General features: G+C 63.3%; 28 protein-coding genes. 18 read left to right on the top strand and 10 right to left on the bottom strand.

Annotation, left to right across the window (positions count from 1 at the left end; all coding sequences use genetic code 11):
• The first annotated feature begins 679 nt into the window (after positions 1 to 679).
• From DMP11_RS07435 to DMP11_RS07420, 4 genes are all read left to right on the top strand, one after another.
• Complete coding sequence (locus DMP11_RS07435) at positions 680 to 1,465, top strand: ParA family protein (RefSeq protein WP_123185865.1); 786 nt, start codon at positions 680 to 682, stop codon at positions 1,463 to 1,465.
• Positions 1,458 to 2,402: a ParB/RepB/Spo0J family partition protein gene (locus tag DMP11_RS07430; RefSeq protein ID WP_123185864.1), complete on the top strand. Its 945-nt coding sequence runs from the start codon at positions 1,458 to 1,460 to the stop codon at positions 2,400 to 2,402. The genes DMP11_RS07435 and DMP11_RS07430 overlap by 8 nt, the downstream gene beginning before the upstream one ends.
• Positions 2,402 to 3,640 (top strand): helix-turn-helix domain-containing protein, encoded by a 1,239-nt coding sequence (locus tag DMP11_RS07425; protein ID WP_214646987.1) that lies wholly within the window; start codon positions 2,402 to 2,404, stop codon positions 3,638 to 3,640. Before DMP11_RS07430 ends, DMP11_RS07425 begins: the two co-directional genes overlap by 1 nt.
• A 301-nt stretch (positions 3,641 to 3,941) precedes the next feature.
• Entirely contained in the window at positions 3,942 to 4,151 is a 210-nt protein-coding gene (locus tag DMP11_RS07420) for a hypothetical protein (RefSeq protein ID WP_123185863.1), read from the top strand.
• A gap of 109 nt (positions 4,152 to 4,260) precedes the next feature.
• Here DMP11_RS07420 and DMP11_RS07415 read toward each other — a convergent pair whose 3' ends face one another.
• Positions 4,261 to 5,052, bottom strand: a complete 792-nt coding sequence (locus DMP11_RS07415; RefSeq protein WP_123185862.1) for an abortive infection family protein — start codon at positions 5,050 to 5,052, stop codon at positions 4,261 to 4,263.
• 63 nt (positions 5,053 to 5,115) lie between these two features.
• Positions 5,116 to 6,633 (bottom strand): ATP-binding protein, encoded by a 1,518-nt coding sequence (locus DMP11_RS07410; protein WP_123185861.1) that lies wholly within the window; start codon positions 6,631 to 6,633, stop codon positions 5,116 to 5,118.
• 362 nt (positions 6,634 to 6,995) lie between these two features.
• On the opposite strand from DMP11_RS07410, the gene DMP11_RS07405 reads away from it, so the two are divergent.
• The 4 genes from DMP11_RS07405 (at position 6,996) to DMP11_RS07390 (ending at position 10,610) form a co-directional block, all read left to right on the top strand.
• On the top strand, positions 6,996 to 8,345 hold the full coding sequence (locus DMP11_RS07405) for a ParB/RepB/Spo0J family partition protein (protein WP_123185860.1): 1,350 nt from the start codon (positions 6,996 to 6,998) through the stop codon (positions 8,343 to 8,345).
• 77 nt (positions 8,346 to 8,422) lie between these two features.
• Positions 8,423 to 8,896: a DUF3846 domain-containing protein gene (locus DMP11_RS07400; protein WP_123185859.1), complete on the top strand. Its 474-nt coding sequence runs from the start codon at positions 8,423 to 8,425 to the stop codon at positions 8,894 to 8,896.
• Positions 8,897 to 9,168: 272 nt separating this feature from the next.
• A complete protein-coding gene (locus DMP11_RS07395) occupies positions 9,169 to 9,891 on the top strand; it encodes a hypothetical protein (RefSeq protein WP_123185858.1) in 723 nt (240 codons plus the stop codon).
• Between the two features lie 305 nt (positions 9,892 to 10,196).
• Positions 10,197 to 10,610, top strand: coding sequence for a YraN family protein (locus tag DMP11_RS07390; RefSeq protein ID WP_123185857.1), 414 nt, complete (start codon positions 10,197 to 10,199; stop codon positions 10,608 to 10,610).
• Here DMP11_RS07390 and DMP11_RS10640 read toward each other — a convergent pair.
• Positions 10,531 to 10,932 (bottom strand): YbaK/EbsC family protein, encoded by a 402-nt coding sequence (locus DMP11_RS10640; RefSeq protein ID WP_123185856.1) that lies wholly within the window; start codon positions 10,930 to 10,932, stop codon positions 10,531 to 10,533. The genes DMP11_RS07390 and DMP11_RS10640 overlap by 80 nt on opposite strands.
• A gap of 291 nt (positions 10,933 to 11,223) precedes the next feature.
• Between DMP11_RS10640 and DMP11_RS07380 the strand changes: the two genes are divergently transcribed.
• From DMP11_RS07380 to DMP11_RS07370, 3 genes are read left to right on the top strand one after another with little or no spacing between them, the layout of a single operon-like run.
• Positions 11,224 to 11,634, top strand: a complete 411-nt coding sequence (locus DMP11_RS07380) for a plasmid mobilization protein (RefSeq protein ID WP_123185855.1) — start codon at positions 11,224 to 11,226, stop codon at positions 11,632 to 11,634.
• Positions 11,635 to 11,644: 10 nt separating this feature from the next.
• On the top strand, positions 11,645 to 12,847 hold the full coding sequence (locus DMP11_RS07375; RefSeq protein WP_123185854.1) for a relaxase/mobilization nuclease domain-containing protein: 1,203 nt from the start codon (positions 11,645 to 11,647) through the stop codon (positions 12,845 to 12,847).
• The gene (locus DMP11_RS07370; RefSeq protein ID WP_214646986.1) at positions 12,844 to 13,356 is read left to right on the top strand and encodes a hypothetical protein; all 513 of its coding nucleotides are present in this window, start codon (positions 12,844 to 12,846) and stop codon (positions 13,354 to 13,356) included. Before DMP11_RS07375 ends, DMP11_RS07370 begins: the two co-directional genes overlap by 4 nt.
• Positions 13,357 to 13,419: 63 nt before the next feature.
• Here the strand turns inward: DMP11_RS07370 and DMP11_RS07365 are convergent, their stop codons facing one another.
• Together DMP11_RS07365 and DMP11_RS07360 are read right to left on the bottom strand one after the other, a co-directional pair.
• Positions 13,420 to 13,866 carry a MarR family winged helix-turn-helix transcriptional regulator gene (locus DMP11_RS07365; RefSeq protein WP_028027726.1) on the bottom strand — a complete coding sequence of 149 codons (447 nt, stop codon included), beginning with the start codon at positions 13,864 to 13,866 and terminating at the stop codon, positions 13,420 to 13,422.
• A 9-nt stretch (positions 13,867 to 13,875) separates the two neighbouring features.
• On the bottom strand, positions 13,876 to 14,277 hold the full coding sequence (locus tag DMP11_RS07360; protein ID WP_123185853.1) for an SRPBCC family protein: 402 nt from the start codon (positions 14,275 to 14,277) through the stop codon (positions 13,876 to 13,878).
• Between the two features lie 172 nt (positions 14,278 to 14,449).
• On the opposite strand from DMP11_RS07360, the gene DMP11_RS07355 reads away from it, so the two are divergent.
• The 7 genes from DMP11_RS07355 (at position 14,450) to DMP11_RS07325 (ending at position 17,701) form a co-directional block, all read left to right on the top strand.
• Complete coding sequence (locus tag DMP11_RS07355) at positions 14,450 to 14,719, top strand: helix-turn-helix domain-containing protein (protein ID WP_123185852.1); 270 nt, start codon at positions 14,450 to 14,452, stop codon at positions 14,717 to 14,719.
• Between the two features lie 246 nt (positions 14,720 to 14,965).
• Positions 14,966 to 15,556: a TetR/AcrR family transcriptional regulator gene (locus tag DMP11_RS07350; protein WP_016310166.1), complete on the top strand. Its 591-nt coding sequence runs from the start codon at positions 14,966 to 14,968 to the stop codon at positions 15,554 to 15,556.
• 8 nt (positions 15,557 to 15,564) lie between these two features.
• The gene (locus tag DMP11_RS07345; RefSeq protein WP_161555330.1) at positions 15,565 to 15,795 is read left to right on the top strand and encodes a DUF4177 domain-containing protein; all 231 of its coding nucleotides are present in this window, start codon (positions 15,565 to 15,567) and stop codon (positions 15,793 to 15,795) included.
• Positions 15,792 to 16,520, top strand: coding sequence for an ABC transporter ATP-binding protein (locus DMP11_RS07340; protein ID WP_123185850.1), 729 nt, complete (start codon positions 15,792 to 15,794; stop codon positions 16,518 to 16,520). The genes DMP11_RS07345 and DMP11_RS07340 overlap by 4 nt, the downstream gene beginning before the upstream one ends.
• Positions 16,504 to 17,199 carry an ABC transporter permease gene (locus tag DMP11_RS07335; RefSeq protein WP_016310169.1) on the top strand — a complete coding sequence of 232 codons (696 nt, stop codon included), beginning with the start codon at positions 16,504 to 16,506 and terminating at the stop codon, positions 17,197 to 17,199. The genes DMP11_RS07340 and DMP11_RS07335 overlap by 17 nt, the downstream gene beginning before the upstream one ends.
• A 16-nt stretch (positions 17,200 to 17,215) precedes the next feature.
• Positions 17,216 to 17,446, top strand: a complete 231-nt coding sequence (locus DMP11_RS07330; RefSeq protein ID WP_028027721.1) for a hypothetical protein — start codon at positions 17,216 to 17,218, stop codon at positions 17,444 to 17,446.
• 12 nt (positions 17,447 to 17,458) lie between these two features.
• Complete coding sequence (locus tag DMP11_RS07325) at positions 17,459 to 17,701, top strand: hypothetical protein (protein ID WP_016310171.1); 243 nt, start codon at positions 17,459 to 17,461, stop codon at positions 17,699 to 17,701.
• A gap of 326 nt (positions 17,702 to 18,027) precedes the next feature.
• On the opposite strand, the gene DMP11_RS07315 is transcribed toward DMP11_RS07325, so the two are convergent.
• The 5 genes from DMP11_RS07315 to DMP11_RS07295 form a co-directional block, all read right to left on the bottom strand.
• Positions 18,028 to 21,903, bottom strand: coding sequence for a VaFE repeat-containing surface-anchored protein (locus tag DMP11_RS07315; protein WP_153070633.1), 3,876 nt, complete (start codon positions 21,901 to 21,903; stop codon positions 18,028 to 18,030).
• Positions 21,904 to 21,916: 13 nt separating this feature from the next.
• Complete coding sequence (locus DMP11_RS07310) at positions 21,917 to 22,420, bottom strand: DNA gyrase (RefSeq protein WP_123185848.1); 504 nt, start codon at positions 22,418 to 22,420, stop codon at positions 21,917 to 21,919.
• Positions 22,421 to 22,551: 131 nt separating this feature from the next.
• On the bottom strand, positions 22,552 to 23,553 hold the full coding sequence (locus DMP11_RS07305; RefSeq protein ID WP_123185847.1) for a VirB6/TrbL-like conjugal transfer protein, CD1112 family: 1,002 nt from the start codon (positions 23,551 to 23,553) through the stop codon (positions 22,552 to 22,554).
• 10 nt (positions 23,554 to 23,563) lie between these two features.
• On the bottom strand, positions 23,564 to 24,322 hold the full coding sequence (locus DMP11_RS07300; protein WP_123185846.1) for a hypothetical protein: 759 nt from the start codon (positions 24,320 to 24,322) through the stop codon (positions 23,564 to 23,566).
• A gap of 13 nt (positions 24,323 to 24,335) precedes the next feature.
• Positions 24,336 to 25,943, bottom strand: a complete 1,608-nt coding sequence (locus DMP11_RS07295) for an NlpC/P60 family protein (protein ID WP_214646983.1) — start codon at positions 25,941 to 25,943, stop codon at positions 24,336 to 24,338.
• Positions 25,944 to 25,953: the final 10 nt, after the last annotated feature.

The following is a 25,953-nucleotide window of genomic DNA, read 5'->3' as shown; positions in this document are numbered from 1 at the left end:
TACCCTTTCTCGCTCTCCTCATTCTTCTCCAAACGTAGACTAGCGGGAATCGCCCGAAATGTGAAATACCGGTGGCGCATTTCGCGCTATGCGTTTCCAGTGCGTCCTGTTTGCTGGTGCTTTCGGACAGCGCGGTTCGTTGTCCAGAATGCGGTTCCGGTCTGAGGGTCTATCGGCGAGCGAGGGGGTTGCCGGCCAGGTAGTCGAAGACCTTTGCCCCCCGGCATTATTGCCATATCCGCGTTTTTCATGGCGGCGGCTGTGGAAAAAACGAGGATGTGGCAAAACGACAGCAGCCATTGCCACTTATTGGATTATTCATCGGGATTGCGCGGAAAACCGGAGCGGCTGGGGTATAATCCCCTCTGCATTTTGCGGGCGTAGTTCATTGGTAGAACCTCAGCCTTCCAAGCTGTGGCATCGGAGGTTTCTAGCGAAACCCGCGAAATCAGTATTCAGAGTTTCCCCTGTTCACAGCGACATATTTATGAAACAGGCGAAATCTGCATTCTTTCGCTAGCGCCCATGCTCCCCCTGATTTTCCAGTACTTTTCCAGTACGTTTGCGAAACATGCGTCATAGATGACCGTTCGCGGCCATCCATGACCGCCATTCGCGCAAGCCTCTTATATCGCCTGACCTCCCGATGCGGGAAACCGCAGAAGGAGGTGCATGCATCATGCCATGCAGAACCATCGCCGTTGCCAACCAGAAAGGCGGCACCGGCAAGACGGCCACCACCCTTAGCCTGGGGATGGCGCTCGCCAGGAGCGGGCAGCGCGTCCTGCTCGTTGACACCGACCCGCAGGGCGACCTCACCAAGTCGCTCGGCTGGCACGCCCCCGACGCGCTTGAGACGACCCTCGCCAATCATTTGAACGCGATGATCGAGGGCGTCATCCTCGACCCCCGCGAGGGCATCCTATCGCACGACGAGGGCATAGACCTCATGCCCGCGAACATCGAGCTCGCTGGGATGGAGATGCCCATTTTGATGGCGATGTCCCGCGAGCAGCTTGTGAACATGTGGATGTCCCCGCTCAAGGCGGATTACGACTTCATCCTCTTCGACTGCGCTCCCACGCTGGGCATCATCCCGATAAATGCCTTCGTCGCATCCGACAGCGTGCTCGTCCCCGTGTCGGCCGAGTATCTGCCCGCCTCCGCCATGGCCGGGCTCTTGAAGACCGTGGGGCGTGTGCGCCGTCAGATCAACCCGTCCCTCGAAGTGGAGGGCATCCTCGTCACGCTCTCCGACAGCCGCAATAACCTCGCCCACGAGGTCGAGGAAACCATCCGCAGGCAGTACAGCAGCGCCTACCGCGTGTTCGACACGGTCATTCCCCGTGCGGTCTCGGCGGCGGAAGCTCCTGCAGCCGGCATGAGCGTCTTCTCCTACGACGGCGCGGGCAAGGTTGCCCGTGCCTTCGAGAGGCTTGCGGAGGAGGTGCTTGACCGTGGCTAGGAAAAGAGCGCCCATCGACCTCCCCGCCGTGGACGAGCTGTTCACATCCCAGAGCGAGCGCGAAGGGGCGGCCCTTGAGGGCGTCGCGGAAGTGCAGCTCGCGCTCATAGACCCCTTCCCCGGGCATCCCTTCCACGTGAAGGACGATGAGGAGATGGAGCGGCTTGCAGAGAGCATCAAGGAGAACGGCGTGCTCGTGCCCCTCACCGTGAGAGTGTCGGGTGCGAATCGCTACGAGCTCGTGAGCGGCCACAGGCGAAAGCGCGCGGCGGAACTGGCGGGGCTTGAGAGCGTGCCCTGCATCGTGCGCGCCATGACCGATGAGGAGGCCACCATCGCCATGGTGGACTCGAACCTCCAAAGGGAGGCCATCCTGCCGAGCGAGCGGGCGTTCGCGTACTCGATGCGCCTTGAGGCGATGAAGCGCCAGGGGCGGCGCACCGACCTCACTTGTGCGCAAGTTGCGCACAAGTCGGACGGCAGGAGGTCGCGTGACATTCTGGCCGAGGAGCTGGGCGTCAGCAAGGACAAGGTGCAGCGCTTCATACGCTTGACGTTCCTCTCCTCGGAGCTTCTGGCCCTCGTCGACGAAGGACGGATGAAGATGCTTCCCGCCGTCGAGATCAGCTACCTTTCGGCCGAGGAGCAGGAGCACCTGCTCGACGCCATCCGCGCGCAGGAGGCGACTCCCTCCCACGCCCAGGCGCTGAAGATGAAGCGCTACTCCAAGGAGGGCACGCTCACCGCCGCCCTCGTGCGCTCCATCATGGAGGAGGAGAAGCCCAACCAGGTCGAGCAGTTCAAGATCCCGAAGAGGAGCATCGCCCGCTTCTTCAAGCCGAGCGCGACCAAGGACGAGATAGAGAGCCGCATCGTGCGCGCCCTTGAGCTGCTTGAGCAGGCCGAGGCGCGCCGCGACAGACAGGGCGGTGCCTGATGGGCAACGTCATCCACAGGGGCAAGGGTTCCTTCACCTTCGTCGAGAACACCATCTTCTTCGATCACGGCCTCTCGGCTAAGGCCAAGGGGATCTACTGCCAGATTCGCTCCCTTGAGAACAACCCCGAGTGGGTGTTCACCATCAAGGGCTTCGCCTCGCTCGTGAGGGACGGCGCGGATGCCGTGTCGGCCGGGATAAAGGAGCTGGAGTCCTCGGGCTACATCATCCGCGCCCGCAAGCGCAGCGAGAACGGCCGCTTCCTCAAGGCGGAGGAGGCCACCTGGATCACGCTCGACGACCCGGCCATGCACGCGCAGGTGGCGGCGGAGCTCAAGGCGGACGGCTACGCCATCCTCTCGGAGTTCACGCGCGAGCCGTCCGCCAACGTGGAGTTCGAGCCGTCCGCTGCTACACTGACCGCGACAGACGATATGCCCGAAAAAGGCCAGGTCGACACCAGAACGGGAAAACCCGTATCTGGAAAAGCCACATCTGGAGAATCGGCACCTATAAATTACTCATGCAATAAAACCCTTGAACCTGATAAAGAACCCCCCTCTTGTCCCCCCGAGGAAAGCGCCGAGAAAGCGAAGAGGCGGGAGGATGGCTTCAGGGAATATCGGAAGGGAGAGTTCCCGGAAGCCTTCGAGCGGCTGTGCGCCATGTCCATCAAGCCCGTCGCCTCCTTGAGGTTCAAGCGCGACTGCCTCACCGCATGGAAGCGGCGCGTGGCGCAGGGCTTCTCGCCCGAGCAGATCATCGACGCCTACGCCGCCTACGCCAAGAGCTTCTGGATGCGAAACGGCGACGACGCCACGCTCGCCAAGAACCTCGCCCGCTGGCTCGAGGGAGAGGGAGGGCTCTCGGCCTACGCCGACGAGCCCATTCCGCCGGACCTCCTCGACTCCGACGGCGAACCGCTCGATATGGCAGGCCTCGCTCAAGCCAACCCGGAGTTCGCGAAGATGTGGCGCAAGGTCGAGACGCGCCGCAGCGTCATCCGCTCGCAGCTCGCCATGGGAGGCGCGCTGCCGCCGGAGGAGCAGGTGCTCGCGGCTTGCGAGGAGGACGGCCCCTACAAGCGCTATCTCGCCGCCTGCGAGGAGCGCCATGCGCGTTACCTCAAGATATTCAACCTCTTCAAGGCGCCAGAGATGCACCTGCCGCTTGAGGATGCGCACCAGCAGATCATCGCCGACGGCTTCAACCCGTATGGAAGGAGGGTTATAGCATGAGAACGGCGGCGAAGTTCATCCGATGGCTGTTCCGCGCGGTGTTCAGATTCATGTGACGAACACTCGCCGCAAGACGCGTTTGGTTTACCTGTGCACCATCGCGGAGAGCGCACGGCGCGGTCTATAATGGAAGGGTCACGCTAATTGAATATGAACACCAAATATCGGACAGAGGGGCATCTGCCGTATTGGGTATTTGGTGTTCATTTCCCAACAGCGTGACAACTGAGGTGGATGCCTCTCATCTTTTCGGAGGGGCTGCCATCATCCTCGTTTTGCGTTACTTGAAAGGATGGCCCCGATGACATCGAGTGCAGATTACGCCCCGCCAAGAGAGCTCGTCAATGTTGTAGTCCATTCGTCGGAGAAGCTGGAAGGCGCTGCATCCCTCTTGAAGACGTTGGAAGACAAGGCCGAGGGCGAGCAGATAACCTCCGCCGAGCTTGCTGCCATCCGCTGCATAGTGGAAACCTGCGCAAGTGATCTCGATGTGGTCTTGGAACAGGCCTAGACATAAATAGAGCCAGTCCCAGTAGGACCGGCTCCTGCAAAGCCTCGAAGGCTTTGACATGTACGCTTATTATCTCGAATCAGGACGCCCCGTCAATCACAAGCGCGGGCTAAAACGGTATGTCGTCATCATAGACGGGTGTCGGCTGAACGACTGGAGCCGCTTTCGCTCCAGTGCAAGAACGCTCGTATAGCCTCCAAAGCAGTAAGCCTAAAGTAGCAGTGGCATTGACTACGGTTTCTGCCCATAAGCTGTCATCTACAACATAGTCGCCAGCTGCCTTGCCATGCGCAGTCGACTTATCGCTGCGAAGATCGTCTATGGTGCTCCCGAGTCCACGCAGTTGCGATGCGAGAGTCCTTATTTCTTGCGGTGCCGATGCGTCGCAATCACCTATGAGCTGTTTTACAACCTTGCCCGTCAAATCGCTCAAAGACAAGTTCTTCACCCGAATACTTGGGTCAGAGTTTTGTAGAATCGTCTTGAAAAGGCCTTCGAGCGTCGAAGCAGCCAACGCAACGGATTGATCAGGGTGATCGTAAACATCCTTAACGGCACGCTCGAAGTTCGCATACGCATTAGTGTTGTTCTGATTCAGAATGTTCTTCATTATCGGGATGCAAGGAAGCATCCCTGGTGTCTCTACGCCGATGTCAGCCGCCATCTTTATCAATGTGTCGTTTGGCATTCCTGCCAACGTGCGACCGAGGTCAATATGCCCGTCCTTCTCGAATACACAGAAGTTCTCCCAGAAACTGCCATCATCTTCATGCCATCGCCGAACGTATTCTTCGACTTGTCTGTATTTTGATCCCTCGAACAGATTCCACAGGGCGTTTTCCACCCGGCCTTTCAGTCGTTGCATGTATAGCGGCGATATGTCTTTGTACTCGTCTTCCATGTCCTCGCCCGTAGTCTTCTGTAGAATGCGCTTATTGTGGCAAATGGGCTTGCTCCGAAATAACTACGAAGTTTCTTTCGGAGTAATTTCGTAGTATTGCTTTGGGTCGCGGAGGTTCTTGCCTCGCCAAGTTAGGATGCCCCGGCTGGCAAGGCCTTTCAGCACGCTTGAAGCTGTTCGGGTCGTAATGCTCCTATTGTCTGCCAGCCCTTTGGTTGTCACGATTCCGTTCTCGGCCGCCAATCGAATCGCAGCGATTTCGTTTCCTGAAAGGGTCATTAACGTTGATAAGTCAACGGGTATCTGGACGCCGTGCTGTAGGCTATCGGACCCTAGAACGTCGTCGCCAAGGCTCCCATGGGCGGCCGCGTTCCTGAGCCTCGGAATCCGCTCTTCAAGGTTGTTTCTCAAGATGAGCTTAACGTAATAGCCGTCTTCTCGAATCTGATACTCAGGATCAGGCAGTCCGGCCCGTTCCATCTCGTCGTAAATCTTGTCTACTCCCTCGTTCAATTCCCGCACCCAGTCGAACGCCATGAACACATTGGTGATGGAGGGGTTACGAGAGTAGCGCGTATATCTCATGTTCTCGGGCGTCACGATGTTCGGGAGGCCGCCTGGGCTTTGAATCTCCATCCTGTCGTCGAAGATGTACACGCGGATGTGCTCTCCTCGAATGGTGTAGTCGCGGTGCGCTATGGCATTGACCAGCCCTTCGAACCACGGATAGCGCGGGTACTCTGGGACGGTGGTGAACTCCATCTTGCCGGGAAGCTGGAACTGATACTCTCGAAGCTGTGACGCGATGAAGTCTCTAGCTGCTGGCAGGGCCCTCACGAGCGGTTCATCGAATGTCCGCTCTTTGACGACGCGAAGCTCGTCCCCATGGCCCATTTCGGTGCCGTCGATCTTGAGAACGCGAAACTTCATCTGAGGTAGCGAGAGCGATGGGGCCTGCGCGAATAACATGGCACCAGCATTTGTTAGCCGGTCGCCTTTCAGCAAGCCCTTGCTTCGGAGCAGCTTCTCATCGCTGATGGTCGTTCCGAGGGCGTCTTTATAGGCCTGCAACGCTTCATGGTCTACATCTTCCAGAATAAGCTCGCGCGTTAGCTCACCGTCAAAGTAGTACTCACCTTTATCATATTCCAGCGCTCGTATCTGGTCGTAGTCAAGCCACTTGCTCTCGTCCCCTTGGCGAAGCGCCACCTTGCCGTCTTTGCGTCGTCGCACCACCTGGTTTTCGGAGCACTCGACATCCATCACCAGCACTTGATCGTTCTCGCCTTCGGCATTCACGACAGGAATGCGCTCGGCCTCAACCCTTGGCGATGGCGTCAGTTCTGTAACATGAACCTGCTCGAAGCTCTCGATGCTATGAGCCTTGTCGCGCTTGAAGCCCGTCACGACGCCATCGTCCTCTATGCCCACAACGAGCTTGCCCCCTGCGGCGTTAGCGAAGGCCATCAGGTGCTTGGCTATCTCGCTTGTGTCCTTACGAGCACTCTTGCGGTCGAAATAGTGCCCCTCTGGGTCACGGGAGAAGGCCTCTATGTCGTTTTCGGTGTAGGGATGATCCATCTGCCCTCCGTTTTCTGCTGCTTTTATTTTACCGCCCAGCGCATTGTCCCGATACCATGCGTTCCCATTTGCATGACATCACCGCATCGAGCGGTGCAGCCCAGTCGTTTCGCTTCGACCTCCTTGGCGCGTCCTCGCCCCAGCGGCCTTATGCGCCCGCATGCTCGGCCGGGAACCGAGCGGCGTGCAAGGGCCGCGAAAACTTTTCCGCCGGGCGAAGGACATTCCAAGACCCCCTGAAAACTCAAGCCCTCCGGGTTTCGCATTTCCCCCTTGCGCGCCGCCCGAACCCCGTCCGGTGATACGGGCACAAGGCTCGCTCAAAAGGGGCGGGCCGCAACCCTAAAAGGAGGTCAAGAGAAATGGAAACGACCAAGATCCCGCTCTCCCGATGCGTCGAGAGCAGCTACCAGAACCGCAAGGAGCTAGGCGACGTCTCGGGGCTCGCCCGCAGCATCGAGGTGAACGGGCAGATCACGCCGCTCATCGTGGTGGCCGACGGGGACGCCTACCAGCTCGTCGCCGGGCACCGCAGGACCGCCGCCATGAAGTCACTCGGACTCGAAGAGGCGGACGCCTACGTGATGGGCGGCTGGGACGACGCCCGGATCGCGCAGATCCTCAACGCGGAGAACAACCACCGCCGCGAGCTGACCGAGGCCGAGCGCGGGCGCGGCATCCAGACCATGCTCTCGCTGGGAGTCCCGGTCGCGGACGCGGCCGTAAGCGCCGACATCCCCGAGGGCAAGGCCGAATCCTACGTGCGCGGCACGAAGGTGGTCCCCGTGGACGCCGTGAACCTGGACTTCGAGGCCGTGGCGCTCATGGGCGAGTACGACGATGTGCTCACCGAGGACGACGTGGTGGCCGTGCTCTCCAAGAAGAGCTTCTGGGACCGCCAGGCGGTCTGCCGCAAGGCCCGGGCGCGCGCGGCGGCCGAGGAGGAGGCGGTGCGGCTCGGATCCCTCGGCATCGAGGTGGTGGACAGGGACTCCCTCGGGGAGGGCTACCACGGATGCGGCGGCGACTGCGGGCACCCCGGCCTCGTGGCCGTCGTGAGGCCCCAGGCCTGGGGCGAGGGGGCGGACGTCACCTTCTACTGCGACGACGAGTCCCACGTCTACCAGCCCACGCCGGAGGAGATCGCGGAGACGGAGGCCTTCCTGGGGCGCAGGGCGACGCTCGACGCCATGGGCGGCCGCATCGCGGAGTTCGCCAAGTCCATCTACCCGAAGTTCCCGGCCAAGGGCCAGTCGAAGCTGCGCCAGTGGGCGCACGAGGCCTTCGAGGCCTGCTACGACTGCGAGCCCGACGACGCCTGGGAGGGCTTCAAGGAGCCGAAGGCTAAGGCCCTCGACCAGTTCATCCTGATGCGCACCATCCCGGCCTGCGTGCCCGGCCTCCCGGAGCGCGTCCTCAAGCGCGGCTACGAGCCGTGGTCGCGCGACCTGGACGAGCTGCTCGGGTTCACCTCCTTCGTGGACGACGTGCTCATGCCCGCGGGCTACGAGCTCTCCGAGGAGGAGCGCGACCTGATGGACCACCTGAGCGGGATCTTCGCCGCCGAGGACGAGGACGAGGTATTCGGCGAGGGCGAAGCCGAAGCCATCGAGGAGGCGACAGAGGTCGATGATGATGAGTGCCCCTTCGACGCCGACACCATCGACGGCGAGTACCTGGACGGCCATCTGGTCATCGCCAAGGCGGCCTAACGCCTTATCTCCGCCCGGCCCCAGCCACGGGTCGGGCGGTCACTTCTCTTCCATCACATATCAGAAAGGAACAAGTCATGAAGACCACCCTCGAAGCCGTGATCGTCCCCGTGGGCGAAAAGCCCTATCCCAAGACCCTCGAAGCGGACGAGAACGGCTCGTTCCTCCGCGCCCTGCAGGAGTGCGTGGGCGGCCACATCGAGCCTATGGGCTACCTGTTCGACGATGCCCCGACCGTCTACTGCAACGAGGAGGGCAAGCTCGCCGGGAGCGGATGCCGCCCGAACCGTGCCGTCTACGCCACCGAGGCGATGGCAAACGCTGGCTACGTGAGCCCCAACGACCCGAGCCGCGCCGTGAAGCCCGACGAGCTGTACGACATCGTTTTCGGCGACATGGTGTGCGTCGGCTTCGACCCCGAGACCGGCGAGGACCGCGACATCACGCCCGAGGAGCGCGAGCGCGTCATCAAGCGGTTCGGCAGCCGCGAATCTATCGAATCGGGCTATCTGGAAGCCCTCCGAATCCAACTGGCAGCCCGTCACCGCTAGGCGCAGGCTATGAGCGCCACGCATCCCATACGACCTCCGCCGTGAGCGTCCTCCCTCCGCACGCCCCGTCCTGGGAGCCAAGCTGCCCGAGGGCGCGCGCGGCGGCAAGGGCCGCGAAAAACCTTCCGCTGAATACCCACGAAGGCGACCGAAAGCTCAGGCCTGCGGTTTTCGCTTCCCCCCTTGCCCCCACGTGCGCCCTCGGGCGACCGCTTCTCCCAGGAAGGCGCATCCGAAGGATGGACGCGCCGCGAACACCAGGAGGTCACATCATGGGAAACCGAGCCGTCATCACCACGCCCGAGCGCAAGGTCGGGCTCTACCTGCACTGGAACGGAGGGCGCGACACCGTGGAGCCGCTGCTCCGGTACTGCGAGCTGCAGGGCTACCGGCCGCCGAGCCAAGACGAGTACGGCTGGGCGCGCATGTGCCAGGTCATGGGCAACTTCTTCGGAGGGAGCACGTCCCTCGGCATCGGCCCCTACACCACCGACCGCCAGATGGACCCCGGCGACAACGGCATCTACGTCATCGACGGATGGCGGATCGCCGAGCATCTGCGGACCGAGTACGACTCGGACTGGAACCCCATCGGGATGCGCTCGTTCGAGCCCGCCGAGGAGGAAGCCTGGCACGAGTTCGACGATATGCTTCGCAGCCTCGACGCGTCCATGCCCGAGGAGCTTCGGCTCGGTGGGGTGCTCGATTCGGTGGAGGTCCCCGTCTCGGACGTGAGGCTCGGCGACGAGGTGTGGCTCTACGATGGCGTCTACGGCAAATGGGAGGTGTTCCCGGTCGTCGGCTTCGGGCAGCCCGAGTTCAACCGCATCGCAGTCGAGGTCGACGCGCCGAACGGCAGGAGGGAGGTCACGTACCCGGACCTGCCATACGTCGCCAAGTGCGACCACGGCGGCGACTTCTCGTGGAACTGCAACAACTACGTCCACGGCGACACGGCACGCATCAAGCCGCGCGGCCAGCAGGTTGCCGCATAGCAGCTTGCAAGCCCGTCGGCCTTCGGGTCGGCGGGCTTTCCCTTCGCTTCCCGCATGGGTCGCATCGACCTCCCGGCGTATCCGGCAGCCCCGCCCCGCCTCTCACCCGCATGCTCGCCGATGCCCCGCAGCCGCGCAAGGGCCGCGAAAACTTTTCGGGCGGAATGAGGGCAAGTCCACAACCTCCCGAAAACTCAGGCCCTGGCGGGTTTCGCTCTCCTCCCTTGCGCGGCTGCGGGGCATTGGCGGCTCCCGGGTCACGAGGCAGGACAAGAGGGCCTGCCCAAGACTTTAGGAGGTCTACCATGAACGACTTGAACGCGAAGGCCAAGCAGGCCGCCGAGAGCTTCCTCTCGCGAAGGGGCTACGACATCCTGGACGACGGCTGGGAGGATCCCTCGGGCATCGTCGACATCGTGGCGCGCGAGGGCGACGTCCTCGTGTTCGCGGAGGTGACCGCGACGCGCGACAGCGGCCGTGGCTTCCCCCGCGAGCGCTCCGACGAGGCCAGCCGGGCGGCGCGCGAGGCGTCGGCGCTGGCGTACCTGGCCGAGCACGACGTGGCCGACATGATGGTGCGCTTCGATACCGTGTCCCTCGTGGTCCTCGGCAGCGACCGGGCGCTCGTGCGGCACCACGTCAACTGCCTCTCCGTCGGGATTCCGCAGCAGGAGCTTCCTGACGGCTCGGACCTGCAAGCCCTCCCGGAGGCCGCCTAGACCTCCTCGGCCCCGCGAGGGGCGAAGCCCTCCGCCTTCGGGCGGAGGGCTTTTTGATGCTCAGGACTGCCCCTTTGGCTGGCGGCTTGCAGGCATCGACCCAGACGCCCGCGGGCACGGTCTGCGCCAGCTCTTCGGGCGTCAAGGCGATGGCGCTGTTGGAGTTTCCGCATGCCGGGCAGATTACGTCGAACCGACGCAGGGACTCGTCGAAGCACACGTCGCAGCCGTCCTTCACGCCGAAGGGGCAGACGCCTCCCGCCGCATGGCTGATGCGGTCCTCCGCCTCGTCCGCGATCTTTCTCAATGATGGGTCGCTCATGGAGAGGCTTTCGGACGAATCTCGCCCAAGGTTCTCGCAACAAAGCAAGAGGCCTATTCCGTGTACACAGCACACGGAATAGCTCTTGGCCGCCAACGCCGTCACTCGCAAGCGACGGCCTTCGGCATCGTTTCGGGCGGCATCGCCACGGGGACGAACCTCCCCGAAACGATACGGCGGCAGCGCGACCTCGGATACTCTCGGCTACGCTTTGTGCGGGGGATCCCCCGCGCCCCTAGTGCGCAGGCTTCGCCTCCTTATTCAAACTCGGAAGGGGGCGAAGCCCGCGCGATGGAGCGCCATTCCAAACAGATCCACGTGCGCATGTCGGAAGCCGAGGTCGAGCGGGCCAAGCTCCTCGCGGCTGATGCCGGCATGACGCTCTCCGACCTCATCCGCGTCCTCCTGCAGATGCCCTCGTCTTCCATCGAGGAAGGCTGCCGCTTCGTCGTCATCGACCGCGCGACCGCCGCGAAGCTCGCCCGCGAGATGCGGAGGTGGGGCCATCACTACAACCAGGCCGTGCACGCCCTCAACGCGATCGCCTACTACCTCCGCGCGAACGACATGGATGCGGCGGACGTGATGGAAGAGCTCGACCGGGCCTCCGACAAGCTGGCCGCCATGCAGCCCGGGGTCGAGGCCCTGCGCCATAGCGTCGAGGACGTGACGAGAAGCGTCGTCGCGGCGCTCGGGAGGTGATCTCGTGCCGATGCTCAAGACCATCGCGGGGCACACCTCGGCGCGCGGCATCCATCGGTATCTCACGCGCAAGAACCGCGCCCTCGCCAGTGACTACATCAATCTCGACGTTCCCGAGGGCGCACGCGATTTCGACTGGGCGGAGGCCATGGACGCCACGCGCCGCTCCTTCGGAAACGACCTCCCCTGGCGGGGAAAGCGGGTGCGCACCTACAAGCACTACGTCGTGTCCCCCGACCCGAAGGACGGCATCGCGCTCGAAGCCCTGCGCGATCTCGCGACCTCGTGGGCGCGGGAGCACTTCTCCGAATACGAGGTAGCCATCGTCTACCACGACGACAACGAGCACGGCATCCCCCATGCGCACGTGGTCGTGAACAACACGAACGTCGAGACGGGGCGGCGCCTCCAAGACCCCGACCCCAAGGCCCTTGCCGCATCGCTCCAAGAGCTCGCCGAGGCGCAAGGACTCACCGCCTTGAGACCGCCGCAGGCAACAGGCGTGGCGGCGCGCGCCCAAAGGCGCAGCCCGAAGAGGGCGCCCGAGACCTTTCGAAGCGAGTACGTGCGCCGCGCGGAGCAGGAGCTCACCGAGCGCGGTGAGTACTCCTGGACGGCGGACATCCGTGCCCGCGTCCGCATAGCCCGCACGGTGTCGAGGAGCGAGGCGGAGTTCCGCAGCATCCTCGGCACCATGGGCGTGACCATGGCCGACAACTCCCCCAAAGCGGAACGGCGCGACTGGATATACGCGCTCGCGAGCCACCCTTCGAGAAGGATCTCCGGGGAGCGCATGGGGCTCGCCTACGGGCGCGAGCGGCTGGAGCCGCTGCTGCGCTCGGGAGGCGCGAGAAGGCTCGAAGACGCCGGGGAGCGCGCCATCGCGGCCATAGCGAAGCGGGCGGTCGCGGTCGGGGACCTCGCGGAGCTGCGGAGCCTTTCCAGGGCGGTCGCCCTCATCGAGGCCTCTCGTGCCAGATGCCTTGACGATCTGGATGCGCTCTTGGAGAAGGGCGGGGACGAAGCGGTGCCGCAGCTCGTCGGCTATGTCAAGGAGAAGGGGCTTCTGCCGGAGGAGCGGCCTGCGCCCGCCCCTAGGAAACCTGCGGCTAGATCGGGCATCCGTCCCGTCGGAAGCAGGCGCCAAGACGATGCAGGAAGACATGCTCGCCAAGACATTCAGGACAAGCGAAGAGAAGGGGCCGAAAGGTGATAGTCAAGGTTTACTACTCCGGCGGTCGCATCGACGTGTTCGACACGGACCGCATGACCGACGGTGTGCCGCAGCCGGGAAACCTGCTCACCAACTACACCCTCGACCTCTCCGACGTGAACGGCGAGAGCCTGTGGCTCTGCTCCTACTACTACGAGGCAGCCCAAGCGTATAAGGACGAGAAGGGGTCGAAGGACCTTCCTGTGGCCCGCAGGCGCGACGGCTGGAGCTTCCTTCTCGCCGACGCCGAGGACATGCAGAGGCTCAATCGCGTCACTATGGACGGGGAGACCGTGCTCGTGCAGATGGCCGGTGAGCTCGTGGACGTGTCGGCGTTATCATGGGCATGTGACGTGGCTGATGTGTTCGGGCCTCAGGTTGAGGAAGCTCATAACCTCTTGGCAGCAACCGGGGCAAACGCCCTTGCTGACATAGGGGTACCCGCCTCAATCGCGCATCGCCTCGCAATGAGCGTCGATCAGGGGAGTAAGGAACCCCTAAGATTCTGATGCCAATACCGTCCGGCCGCTCAATGAACCGACCCGAGTTGTAGCCTAATTCCAAACAGCTGGTCAGCAACTTCGGCACAACAACCGTGAGAGCATGGTTCTTAGCCGCGCATTCTCTTCATCGTGCTCAAAGAAGAAAGACCTGTCGACCCCCTCGACATCCCCCATCGCCTGCTTCAGGCGGTTCCTACCCTCTTCCGTATTCAAGATTGAATTGGCCCGCATGTCCGCTTCGTGCGGGGATCGACGAACGAGCCCTTTTTTCTCCAATAGCCTAACGGTAGAAGACACGGTCATCGCATCAATCATGGAGAAATCCGATATCTTCTTTTGGGTGATGCGCTCTCCTTGCTCGGAAAGCTCCTCGACTACAGCCAGGATTACGAACTGGGTATGCGTGAGGTCGTATGGCTGAAGCGCCTGCTTGACCTCTCTGTGCCAAAGCATATAGGTTTGCCAAAAGAGCAACCCAGTGCTGTCTTTATGATTTTCGCACTCTGCAAACTTCATGACAATCCGTCACATGGAAAGGAGCTTCTTCAGGCAGCCGGCAAGGCCTGCGGTAATGCCTTTTCCTATGTTATCCATCTGGCTCTCTTCTCCACCATCAATGGTGACGGCATGTGTGATGGTCACGTTGCCCGCATCTTCCACCAAGGCGTGCTCAAAGGTGATCGTCATTGGCCCCATCTCAGATTTTGTAGTGAAGCCCTTCATTTGCGAGCATTCGACCAGAATGAAGGGCAGGTCAGGCCCATGCGACATCTCCATGACGCCATGGGTGCCGGCGGAGAACGGTCCAGACAGCCGCACGGATCTTACTCCGCTATCCCATGTACTCCATTTGCTGACATCAGAGTACAGATCCCAGATCCTGTTGATATCGGCTTGGCCGGTAGCAGATTCTTCATAGTAAAACATGCAAAGCCTCCTATTGGTAAGTACACTTATAATAAGATAACTTACTTTATAGAAGGATGCAATAGGCGGCTTATAGATGATCGTGGGGTCATAAAAGACTGCGATTTTGTTGCCGCAAGTCCGCCATGGGCAAACGCCCGGAGCATCGGCAACTCAGGGATAGCCATACCAAATGCAATACCAGCACATCATATTGATAATTGACCGCATGCGCCTAGAGCGTGGTATGAGCGTTGCTGAGCTTGGCCGTCGGACGGGCATCGACAAGAAGCGACTCTGGTACATCCTCGACGGGCAGCGTGAGATGCGCGTGGACGAGTTCCTCAAGCTCTGTATTGCCTTGAGAATGGATCCGCGCAGCTTTGTGACCCGCGAAATGATAGATGGAGTTGCCGAGGCGACGGCACGGAGTATCGGTCGCAGCGATAATCCGAACACATAGAGCGAAGAACACCCCGCGGGCCGCTCTTCTGCGATTATCTATCCCTTTCCACCAGCGCAGGCTATTCTTCCTGCGGCTCTTCCTCTTCTTCCGATCCCCCTCTCCCGGAGGGATTCCCTGGCAAGAAAAGTCTTCCGGAAATCGCCTAGCTCACCCTTGACATTGATTTCGTACAATGATATCTTCTCTTTGTGAACATATTTTACGAATATTCGTAAATAGTATTCTAAAAGGAGATGAGCCGCCATGCCGTCGAAGCCGATGCTCACCGAAGCCGACAGGGAAGCCCTCCGGGAGAGGCTTTCCGGGCTCTGCGAGGAGCGCTGGATAGAGCGCGGGTACAAGAAGACTTCCATCAAGGAGCTGTGCGAGGGCGCGGGGATGTCCGTCGGCACCTTCTATACGCTCTATCCCACCAAAGAGGATTTGTTCTGCGAGACCATAGCGGGCATCCAGGAAGAGCTGGAGGCGAGGTTTCTCGACACCATCGCGAAGAACCCCACCAAGGAGGGCTTCGCTCAAGCGATGAAGGATATCTTCCGCGAGTACGCGAGCAAGCCGTTCCTCTACAACGTCGGCACCGCCGACTTCCAGTCCTTCGCGTCGAAGCTGCCCGCCGACACCCTGGAGAAGATCAGCTTCGATAGCTTCGAGTTTTTCGGCCGTGCGGTCGACGTCGCCGGACTCGCCCTAAAGGTCGCTCCCGAGCAGGCCTACGGGACCTTGAGCGCGCTGCTCTCGATCATCAGCGCTAAAAACACGCTTAGCCTCACATGCAACTACCTTGCCGTGTTCGACTACATGACCGACGTGCTCGTAAGCGGAATCTTCGAGTAGGAGGGGCCATGGAGCTATACGAATACGAGGTCGTTGCTGCGGAGGCCGGGAGCGAGGCCGGTCTAGAAGGCGGCCTGAAGGCCGAGCTGAACCGGCTGGGAGCGCAAGGCTGGGAGCTCGCCACCTCCTTCGCGCTCCCGCACCTCGGTCGCTCGAAGCACGCCCTTCTCGGCATCGCGACACCGACGGTTCTCATACTCAAGCGTCCTCTCGGAGCTACCAGAGAGGTGCCGAAATGAGCTGGGCCATCGAGACCTGCGGCCTCACGAAGAGGTTCGAGGGCGTCACCGTCCTAGATGACGTGACCTTGCGCGTGAGAAAAGGCGACGTATACGGTTTCCTGGGGCCGAATGGCGCGGGCAAGACCACGCTCATGCGGTCGCTCTTCCGCCTCGTGACCCCCGATGCCGGGACAGTCTCCCTGCTCGAACAGCCCGTACGGAAGGGCTCTAATCCCGTTTTCGCCCGCGTGGGCAGCATGCTCGGTAGCCCGGCCTTCTTCGAGGGGTTGAGCGCGCGGGAGAACCTCACGCTGCACTGCGCATATATGGGAGCTGATGCGGGACGCGTCAACGAGGCCCTGGCGCTTTTCGGCCTGTCGGGGGCGGAAGACAAGGCTGCAGGCAAGCTCTCCCTCGGCATGAGGCAGCGCCTCGGGCTCGCCCGCGCCATCGTGACCGACCCCGAACTGCTCGTGCTGGACGAACCCATGAACGGCCTCGACCCCGAGGGCATAATAGAGGTGCGCAACATCTTGCGCGCCGTAAATGAGGAGCTGGGCGTGACCATATTCGTGTCGAGTCACCTCTTGGACGAGCTCTCGAAGATCGCGTGCACGGTCGGGCTGATAGATCGTGGGCGCATGCTCGACGAGGCGACCGTGGGCGACCTGCATGATAGCGACTGCACCCTTGAATCCTGGTACCTTGAGAAGACGGGAGCCCGCCGTGGTAAAGCTGATTAGCTTGGAGTTGAGAAGGGTGCCGCTTCTGGGCCATCTCGTGGGCATCGTGGTGGCGAACCTTCTCATCGCCCTCGTGAGCATCATCGCGTCCGCCCTCCTGTCCGGGAACGCATCCACCTCGGCCGCAGTCGGCTTGCCTGCCACTCCGCCGGACACACTCACCTTGGCCACCATGCTCGTACGGGCAACCCTCATCGTCTGGGAGGCGGTGCTCGCATCCCAGGTCGTCATCGAGGAGTACCGCGCCGGCACGCTGGCCCTGCTCTTCGCGAGCCCTGTACCGCGAGGAAGGATCCTCGCGGCGAAGGTCCTCCTCGTGTGCGGCATAACGCTCGCGCTCTACGCGCTATCCTACTGGTTTCAGAGCGCCTGCGTAGCCGTTGCGGGAAACTATCTGCCCTACGTGAGCGGTCACAACGTTGACCCCGTCAGGGATACCACCGCCATCGTCTCCGCAATCGCCGTAGGTCTCGCTCCCCTTCTCGTGGGAGCCTTAAGCAGATCCGTCATCGCTACGGTGGTCTCGTCCTTCGCGCTGGTGGCCGTCGCATCGAACGCCCAAGGGGCGGGAGCGAGCCTTCTGTCGGTCCCCTTCGCCGCGCTCTTCATAGGCATGGCCGGTACGGTCTGCACAGCAGCGGCCGTCCACAGAATAGTATCGGCCGATTCGGCAAAATAGCAGAAAGGGAGAACGCATGCTCAATTTCCTCATCCCCAGCTCCATCCCCGTGCCCGACGCCAACACCCTCCAGCTCATATCCATCGCATCGCTCATAGTGGGTATCTGTCTCGTGCTTGCGGGCGGCGCTTTTCTCCTCTGGGGAAAGAAGGCGGGCGGCGGATGGAAGGTCGTACTCGGATGGGTTCTCGCCGCCATCGGCGCGACACTCACGCTTAGCCACGCCGTGCAGCTGATGCTCTACTAGGAAGGAAGACCGATGATAGACGAAGTAAATGATGCATGCAAAAAGCTCAACAAGGGGCTCGGCGTCCCGGTATCGCCCCCGAACCCCGGAGAGAAAGCGCTCGGCAGGGCTTCGGCAGTAAACGTGGTTTTGGGAATCGGCCTCGTGGCCGTAGGAGCCCTCACATCCTTAAAATGGTGCGCCGTCCTCGGGATTGCGGCCATAGGCAGCAGTGCGGTGATGGCGTGGGAGAGCAAGAGGCGAAGGGACGACTGACTCCCTCCGAGGCTCGGATCCTCGACAAAATGAGGCAGATGCGGGGAATTTGTGTTGCTGAGCTGGCCCGACGCATCGGCGTTGACAAGAAACGGCTGTGGTATGTGCTCAACGGGCAACGTGAGATGAGGGTCGATGAGTTCTTGAAGCTCTGCGTCGCCTTGAGGCTCGACCCTCGCAGTTTCGTGACTCGTGAAATGATGGACTGTGTTGCCGAGGCGACATGGCGAAGCATCGAACGATACGATGATATAGGCATATGAAGAGAAGAGCGCCCCGTGAGGGCGCTCTTCTTGCTGTTTTCTACTCCTTTCTGGCAACACAACCTACTCTTCCTGCGGCTCTTCCTCTTCTTCTGAATCCTCCTCTCCCGTCTCTTCGTCTTCCGAGGAGCCCTTGTGCTTGGCGCGGCGTTCGTGCAGGGCGACAAGTGCGGCGATGAGGGCGGCCACGACCGCCAAGCATATGAGCGGCACGACGTTGTTGGTGTCGCCCGTCTGCGCGAGGCCCGCCTTGGGGTTTCCGGGGCCGGGCTTCTCCGCGAGGTCGACGCTCTGTCCCTCGTCATCGATGTCCTCGTGCGTGGCCACCACGTACCCGTCGAGCGCAAGGCTCTCGAAGGCCACCGTGCGGTGCCCGGCGAGCTCGCTTCCGTTGAAGGAGAACGTGACCTCCACCGAGCCGTTCGGCTCTGTAGGAGTGAACGCCACCATGCTCGTCAGGGGCAGGCCGTCCATCTCGATGGGAGCGGCGGTCGTCTTGTCGATGAGCGTGCCGGTCAGCACGTACTCGCGGCCGGGCTCAAGGTTCTCGTAGCGAACCTCGTCGATGACGGTCACATCATCGTCCGCCACGGCCTCGTGGTCGCCGTCGTCCGCATCGGTCGCTGTCGTGCCGATCTCGGGCGCGGGCTCGGTCATAAACACCGTCTGGTTCATGTTGTCGAGGTCGTTGTGCTCGAAGACGGCCTCGCCGTTGTGGTACAGCGTCTCGAAGACAACGATGTCGGTGTCCTCGAAGCCGGTTCCGTCGAACTCGAAGGCCACAGTCTCGAAGCCGTTCGCCTTCTCGGGAGCGAACTGCACCTCGCCCTCCACCGGGTTCCCGCCGACCGTCACAGGAGCGGCCGTTGCCTTGTTCATCAGGATGCCTTTGATGGCGTAGTTCTCGCCAGGGATGAGCCCTGCGTAGAACACCTGGTCCTCGATGCGAACGGTGGAGTCGGCCGAAACCTCGTGGTCGCCGTCGGCCGCGTCGGTCGCGATGGTGCCGATCTCGGGATTAGGCTCCACTTTCACGGTCTGCCCTTCGTCGTAGATGTCCGCGTGCGCCGCTACCTCGATGCCCTCGCGCTCAAGGCTCTCGAAGGCGACGATCTCCTTGCCCGCGAGCGCGGATGCGTCGAAGGTGAACTCCATCTTCACGTACCCGAAGGGCGCTATGGGGGCGAACTCCTTCTCGGACGTGACCTCGGAGCCGTTCACGATGAGCGGACGTGCCGTCGTCTTGTCCATGAGGATTCCCTTGACCGTGTAGGTCTTGCCCGGTACGAGGTTGGCGTAGGTCACCTCGTCGATGACGGTGACGGTGCCCTCGGGCGAAAGCGCGTGGTCTCCGTCGGCCGCATCTGTCGCCTCGGTGGCGAGCAGCGGGATGGGCTGGTCGTCCACGGTGCCCAGGTCGATGTCGAAGCCGGTGGCCGTGGTGTCGCGGCTCACGTTGAAGGTGTCCTCCCAGAGCGCGTAGCCCTCGTTCGCCTCGCAGCGGAGTTCCTGGATGCGGTACTCGCCGAAGGGAAGGGCGCCCAGCTTGTCGTCGGGCTCCGCCATGGAGCCGTCCTCGCCCCGGCCGAACCAGATGCCGGAGTTCTCCACCACATCCGAAGTGTCGATGTAGTCCTCGTCGAGCAGCTTGTCGTTCGCGTTCACCGCATCCTGACGGCTTCTCCACTCGGAGGAGGTGTTCAGCATGCCGTTGCGGTCGGTCACGGCCACATGCGCCTCGCCTGTGGTCACGTTCGTGATGAGGAAGGGGACGTGCGCGAGCTTACCGCCCGTGACGGATCCCTTCTTCTGCAGGTGGGCGTCGTGGCGCACGACCTGGTCGCGCCAGAGCAGGGCGTCGCCCTCGCGGTCGCATATGACCGTCCTGCCGTCCTCGCGCACCTCGAAGGTGCGGGGAGCGCCGTCGGTAAGCAGGTAGCTGTCGTTGGTCGCCGTCTCCGCGATGGTGTAGGTGCCGTAGGGCAGCGTGTCGGATGCGGTCTGGGCCGTGTAGGCTTCCTTCTCGGGGTTCCAGGCGGTCTCGATCACGGCCACGATGGCGCCCTTGGGCCGGTAGGTATCGCCCACCATGACGCCGTGCTCGGATGCGTTCACGATCGTGAACTGGATGCCCTCAAGGGAGCTGCCGAGGTACCCGTCGGCGCCGAGGGAGGAATGGCCGGCCCCGCCCAGGGCCTCGCTCTTACCGAGCTCAAGGTCGTCCTTCTCGATCTGCACGCCGCCGCGAGCGACCTCGTTCAGCATGCCGTCGGTCTCGACGAGCTGGTCGAACTGGCCGTCCTCGCGGATCTCGACGATGTGGCTCAAGATGCCCTCGCGCACATATCCGGCGGGGGCCTTCGTCTCCACGACCTCGTAGGTGCCGAAGGGGAGCGCACGCGCGCCGGTTGTCGCCGTCCATGCGTCGAGAGAATCGTTGTAGCTGGTTGCGATCGTCATGATGGCAGAGCCCACGGCGAACTCCTCGGATGCCTGGAACCTTCCGTCGTGGTTCGCGTCGTACCAGACGGGGTTGGCGGAGCGGTTGTACACCGTGAACTCCGCGCCTTCGAAGGTCGCATCGCCCTGGGCGTAGTTCCAGAACTCCCCGTCCTCGTGCTCGTAGCGCTCCGCGTCGCCTTTGCCGACGATGAAGCCGCCGCGCTGCGGGTTCTCGCCGAACTCGCGTGTAGGCTGCACCTCGATGACGGCGGAGCCGCCCTGGGCGTCGGCCGCCGTGACGCGCAGGCGATGGGCGTCGCGGTCGAGCAGGTAGCCGCCGGACGGGTCGAGCTCGCGCACCTCGATGTCGCCGAGCGGGATGCCCTCGAACACCACGGTGGCGCCGTTCGTCTCGCCTCTGACCGACTCGGTGCCACTGCCTCGCTTGTAGCTCGCCTGGTAGAGCGCCCCGTCGAGGGTGGCGTCGCCCTGCGGGCTTCCGTGCCCCGTCTCGGCGTCGAACTTCTTCAGCACGAGGCGCACGGTGATGGGAGGCTCGGCCGAGGAGAACGTGTAGTCGTTGCCGGGGCCGACCTCGTAGATGCCCTCGTCGAGCACGTAGCCGGCGGAGGCCCGCACCTCCTTGGCGTAGAAGGTGTCGCGGGTGGCGCCGAGGCTGCCCGACTCGCCCGCGCCGCTCGCGTCGGTGGTTATCGTCGTCAGGCGGCTGCGGTCGGCCTGGGCGTCCGCCCGCGTCCGGTAGATGCCGTAGACCGCCCCCGCGAGCGTGTAGTCGGGGTCGTCGGCCGCCCAGGACCGGGCCGCCGACTTCGACACCTTCACGGTGGTGTGGTAGGTGAACGAGAGGATCACCTGGGTGGAGGAGCCGGTGTAGAGCATGAAGGGCTCGAAGTTCGAGGGCACCTCGCCCGCGCGGCGCAGGATCTTGCGGCCCGTGGCGTCGTCGTTGATGAGGCTCCCGTCGTCGCCGAAGCCGATGACGTTCCAGCGCACCCAGTCGCGGAACCCCTCGGTGCAGCCGAACATGGCGTAGTTGCCGTCCGAGGAGTAGGTGTCGGCCATGAGGATGTGGGCGAGGGCCATGTATCGGTCGGGCGTCATGGAGCCGCCCCCGTACCACTGGCTCGGCCACAGCGAGGCGTCGAAGCCGGGCGAGCCGTAGGAGAACCAGATGTCGGCCGCCAGCTCCTCGGTGCGCCCGCTGATGGTCGAGAGGGGCGATTTCTCGTAGGTGCCCGCATCCGGCGTGAGCTTGGAGGGGTTTCCGCACCAGGCGGCCTGGCCGTCCACCTCGAACCAGGTGGTGGTGTAGGCGTCGTAGTGGATCTTGTCGCCGACGGTGAGGGTCGCGCCCTGGGCCGCGTGGGCCTCGCCCGGCGCGAGGCCGAGAGCGGGCGCGACCATGCCGAGGGCGAGCGCCGCCGCCAGCAGCAGGCGCAGCGCCCTGGCGGGCGTGCCGTTCCGGGTTATCTCCATCACATCGCCCCCTCTAGCGGCCATCGCGGTCCAAAGGGCGGTCTGCGCCCTTCTCCATCGACTCGGATGCCTCCTTGGCCCCCTCGGCGCGCTCGGCGAGCCCCCGGTCGTCCTTGGCGTGCTCCGCCGCGTAGCGCTTGCGTGCCTCGGAGAGCGCCGTCTTGATCTGGTCGGGCGCAACCTTGATGACCTCCTTCTCACGCTTGCCGTCGTCGCCGACGATGGGATTGCCCTCGATGTCGCGCACGTCGCGGCGCAGTTGCACCTCGCGGTCGGCCAGAAGCGGGATGTCGCGCCAGTGCTCGCCGCGGAACTTCGAGGGGTTCACGTAGAGGGGGCTGAACTCGCAGCCGCCCACGTCCTTGCCGTCGATGACGGTGTCCTTGGGCAGGCGCACGACGTTGAAGGTCTTCTCCTCGCCGGTCTTCTTGTCGGTGTACTTGATGCCCTCGTGGATGAAGGACTCGTGGAGCGAGATGTAGACGTTCTTCTTGGGGGTAGCAGTCTCTTCTGCCATAGCTTGTCTCCTTTGCATCGTTGGCGCAGCGGCCGCCGGTAACGGGGGAAGGGCCGCATGCGATCCTTTGTTGGTCGGTCTTGCGGTTGCTCTTGCGCGCTAGGGGCCGCGCGCGCTGGCGCCCATGGAGGTCAGCCTCCCATGATGTCGCGCGCCCAAGAACCGCTCTTCACGAGCGAGAGGATGAGCAGAACGCACATGGCGAGGTATTGCAGCGCATACGAGAGGCCGCCGACGATGGAATCGACCACCGGCACGCCCGCGCTCGCGGCGTTGAGGCCCCCGAGCACTATCGGGAAGGACACGAGCAGCACAAGGATGATGAGCCCGGCCAGGCACACCGCGAGGAAGTTCTTCAAGTACCCGATACCCATCTGGCGCGTCTCGTCGAGGGAGGTGAGCGCGAGTGGGATGGGGCTGAAAGCCGCCATGATGTAGATCTGGATGGCGCGCGCCCAGCTCACGACGAGGGCGACCACGTAGGCCACGATGACGACGAGCCAGGACACGAGCGCCACCACGAGCATCGCGATGAGGGCCGCCACGTCGTCGTCGGTCGTGGTGATGGACACTGCCGACAGGTCGAGCGGCATGCCGGTTCCGAACAGGCCCACAACGCGGTCGATGGCGAGCTTCACCACCTCGTAGATGGCCGCCATCAGGTCGAAGCTGTTCTGTATGAGGAAGAGGAACACCGCGAAGAAGACGAGCATGAGCACGACCTCCTTCACGCCGGGCATCGAGGCGTTGCCGTCCATCTTCTGCGAAACCTTCACGAGCTGCACGGTGAACACGAAAGAGAGCATCCCGCAGCCGATGGGCAGGATCGCGTGCTGCCACACGCCGCGCACGAGGTCGTACATGGTGACGGTGCCCGCGTGCCCGAGCATCTGGTCGAAGCCGGAGGAGAGCACCCCTCCCGCGCCGATGGTCTTGAGCATGTCGGCCTGGCTTGAGAATATCCAGTTGCAGGTGTCACGGAGGATCCCGCAGAGCCAAGCGTTGATGTCGCCCGCGATGTCGGCGAAGGCGAGGTTCGGGCATGCGAGCATGAGCGCGCACAGCAGGGCCGTCGCCGAGAACGCCATGGCGAACCCTCGGCTCGCCATGGCTTGTTTGAGGAACGCTGTCATGTGACGCCGCCTATCCGGCCACCGCGAACGAGCCGTTCTCGTACACCGCCGTGACGATGGTGGAGGCCGCGTCGTTCAGATGGAAGGTCGCGCTCACGCGCCCGCCGCGCACGTCCAGGTACACCTCGCCGTCGAAGGAAGCGGCGGTGGCGGAGGGGGCGTGCGCTGCGCACCAGGAGCCGACGGCCGAGGCGAGCTCGCCCGCCTTGCCGTCGATGAGGCCCGTGTAGGGCTCGGCGAGCCCGGACACGCTCACGGCTGTGCCAGCGGGCTTGCCCTGGACGTAACGGGATTCTGCTGCGAAGGCGTCGCTTGCAACGGTGAGAACGCCGTCCCTCTCTTCCACGATGATCGAGGCGGGGGTGGTGTAGGGGTCGCCCTCGCGCATGAAGTCGATGTCGAGGTGCTTCTGGCCGTTGCCCTCGCCGGCCTCCTTGGCGTCGAACACGGTGAGCTTGACCGATGATCCGTCGCTCTCCACGAAGGAGCGGTCGCGGAACTCGATGGTCTTCTCGGGCGCGCCCTCGACCTGCCATACGTTGCCTTGGAGCATCTTCGTTATCTCTTCGGACGTGTCCGTGGCGGATGCCGTGCCTGCGGCATCGGCGCCGCCGGCATCCTGCACGATGCTCTCGGCGGTCGCCTGCGCTTCGCTCTGCGCGCTCTCCTCGACCGTGTGCGCGATCGAGCAGCGGACCGCCGTGCTGCCGATGATGACGGCCACCATCCCGATGGCCGCTGCGAGCATTACCTTGTTCTTCTTCTGCATGTTCTCTCCTTGTCTATCGGAATCGGATGGCGCACGTGAAGTAGGCGATGCCGCTCGCGCGCCTGCAAACGTCCCCGGTATGGGGCTCGTGGATGTACTCGTCGCCGCCCGCGTAGATGGCGACGTGGCCGGGCCTCCACAGGATGTCCCCGGGCTTCGCCTCGGAGAGCGGCACGCGCCGCCCTGCGGAGGCCTGGTCCTCGGAGTTCCTGGGGATGGAGATGCCCGCCTGCGCGTAGCAGTACTGGGTCAGCCCAGAGCAATCGAGGCCGACGCCCGGCGTCGTGCCTCCCCACACATAAGGGACTCCGAGCTGGCTCACGGCGGCAGCCACGATGGCGTCGCCGTTGGCCGCACCGGAACGGAAGTCCTCAAGGCTCATGCCGTCGAAGCGGCGCAGACCGTAGGCGTCCATGGCCGATTTGAGGGATGCCACGTACTCCGACGAGGTGGCGTAGCCCGCGTCCTTCAAGCCCTCCGCCATCTTGTCGGAGCTCTTCTCGGCGATAGCCTGCTGGATGAGGATGTTTCCCGCGTATCGGGAGTTGGCGAGGAGCACGCGGCTCCTGAACACGATGCACTCCCTGTGCCCCTTGAACACGGTGAAGTCGGCCATGATGCCGACCACTTGGCCCCCGTACTCCTCGTTGGTGGCCCACGAGCTCTTGCCCGCGACCTCCGGGCAGCCGAGGAAGGACGAGGCCCACTTGATGCCGAAGAGGTTCTTGTCGCGTTCCGCGAGGAGCGAGAGGTGGTCGCCCGCGCCGCTCTCGCAGATGATCTGGGCGAGCGTGCATCCGGCGGGGTGCCCGTACTTCTCCTGGCACTCAAGGGCCGCCTCCACCATCTCCACCGTGATGTAGGGAGGCAGGCCGTCGAGCGACGCTTTGGCCGCCTCGCTCTTCCAGAAGCCGAAGATGGCGCTCATGAGCTGCGAGACGACCAAGGCTGCGAGCGCGAAGCAGAGGACGCCCGAGAGCGCCCCTGCCACGGGGCCTGCTGCGGAGGCGGCCGCTCCTGCGAGGGTCTTGGCAGCGCCTTTCCTGGCAGCCTCCCCAGCGGCCTTTGCGGCGGTTGCGGACTCGGAGGCGCGAGCCGTCCTGGCTCGCAGCCATGTCCGGCGGGACTGCGCGCGCCGCATCTCCGCCGTCCTCTTCGCGGATGCCTTGGCCTCCGCGCCCTTGCCGATGCGCCCCGTCGTCTTGGCCTCCGTAGCCGCTTCCTTGGTAGCTACGGTCTTCTCGGGATTGGCGACGGATGCCTTCCCGCGCCGGGCGGCGTGGATCGCGGCCCTCGAAGCCCGGTAGGCGTCTCCCGTCCCCTCAAGCTCGTCGGCATCGTCCGCCTCATCGGCCGCTGCATCGGCGGCGAGCGCGGCGAGGTGCCTGCGCGCTTGGAGGGCCGACTTCGCCTCTTGCGATGCGGGTTCGTCGGCGGCCTTGGAGCCGGCCTTCCCTTCGCCTTTGGAACGGCTCTGCTTCACGGAGGGCTTCGAGCCTTTGGGCTTGCGCCCCTCGGCCCTGCGGTCGCCCGACTTTCGGACGAGTCCGGCCGATACCGCATCGGTGCGCGTCGCGCGTGCGACCTCGGCCGCATCGACCGCGCCCTCCTTGGCGGACACGGCGGCTTCC

This window comes from Parvibacter caecicola (genome assembly GCF_003725335.1).
In the GTDB taxonomy this organism is placed as follows: Bacteria; Actinomycetota; Coriobacteriia; order Coriobacteriales; family Eggerthellaceae; genus Parvibacter; species Parvibacter caecicola.
This window is presented reverse-complemented; position numbering and strand designations above follow the sequence as displayed.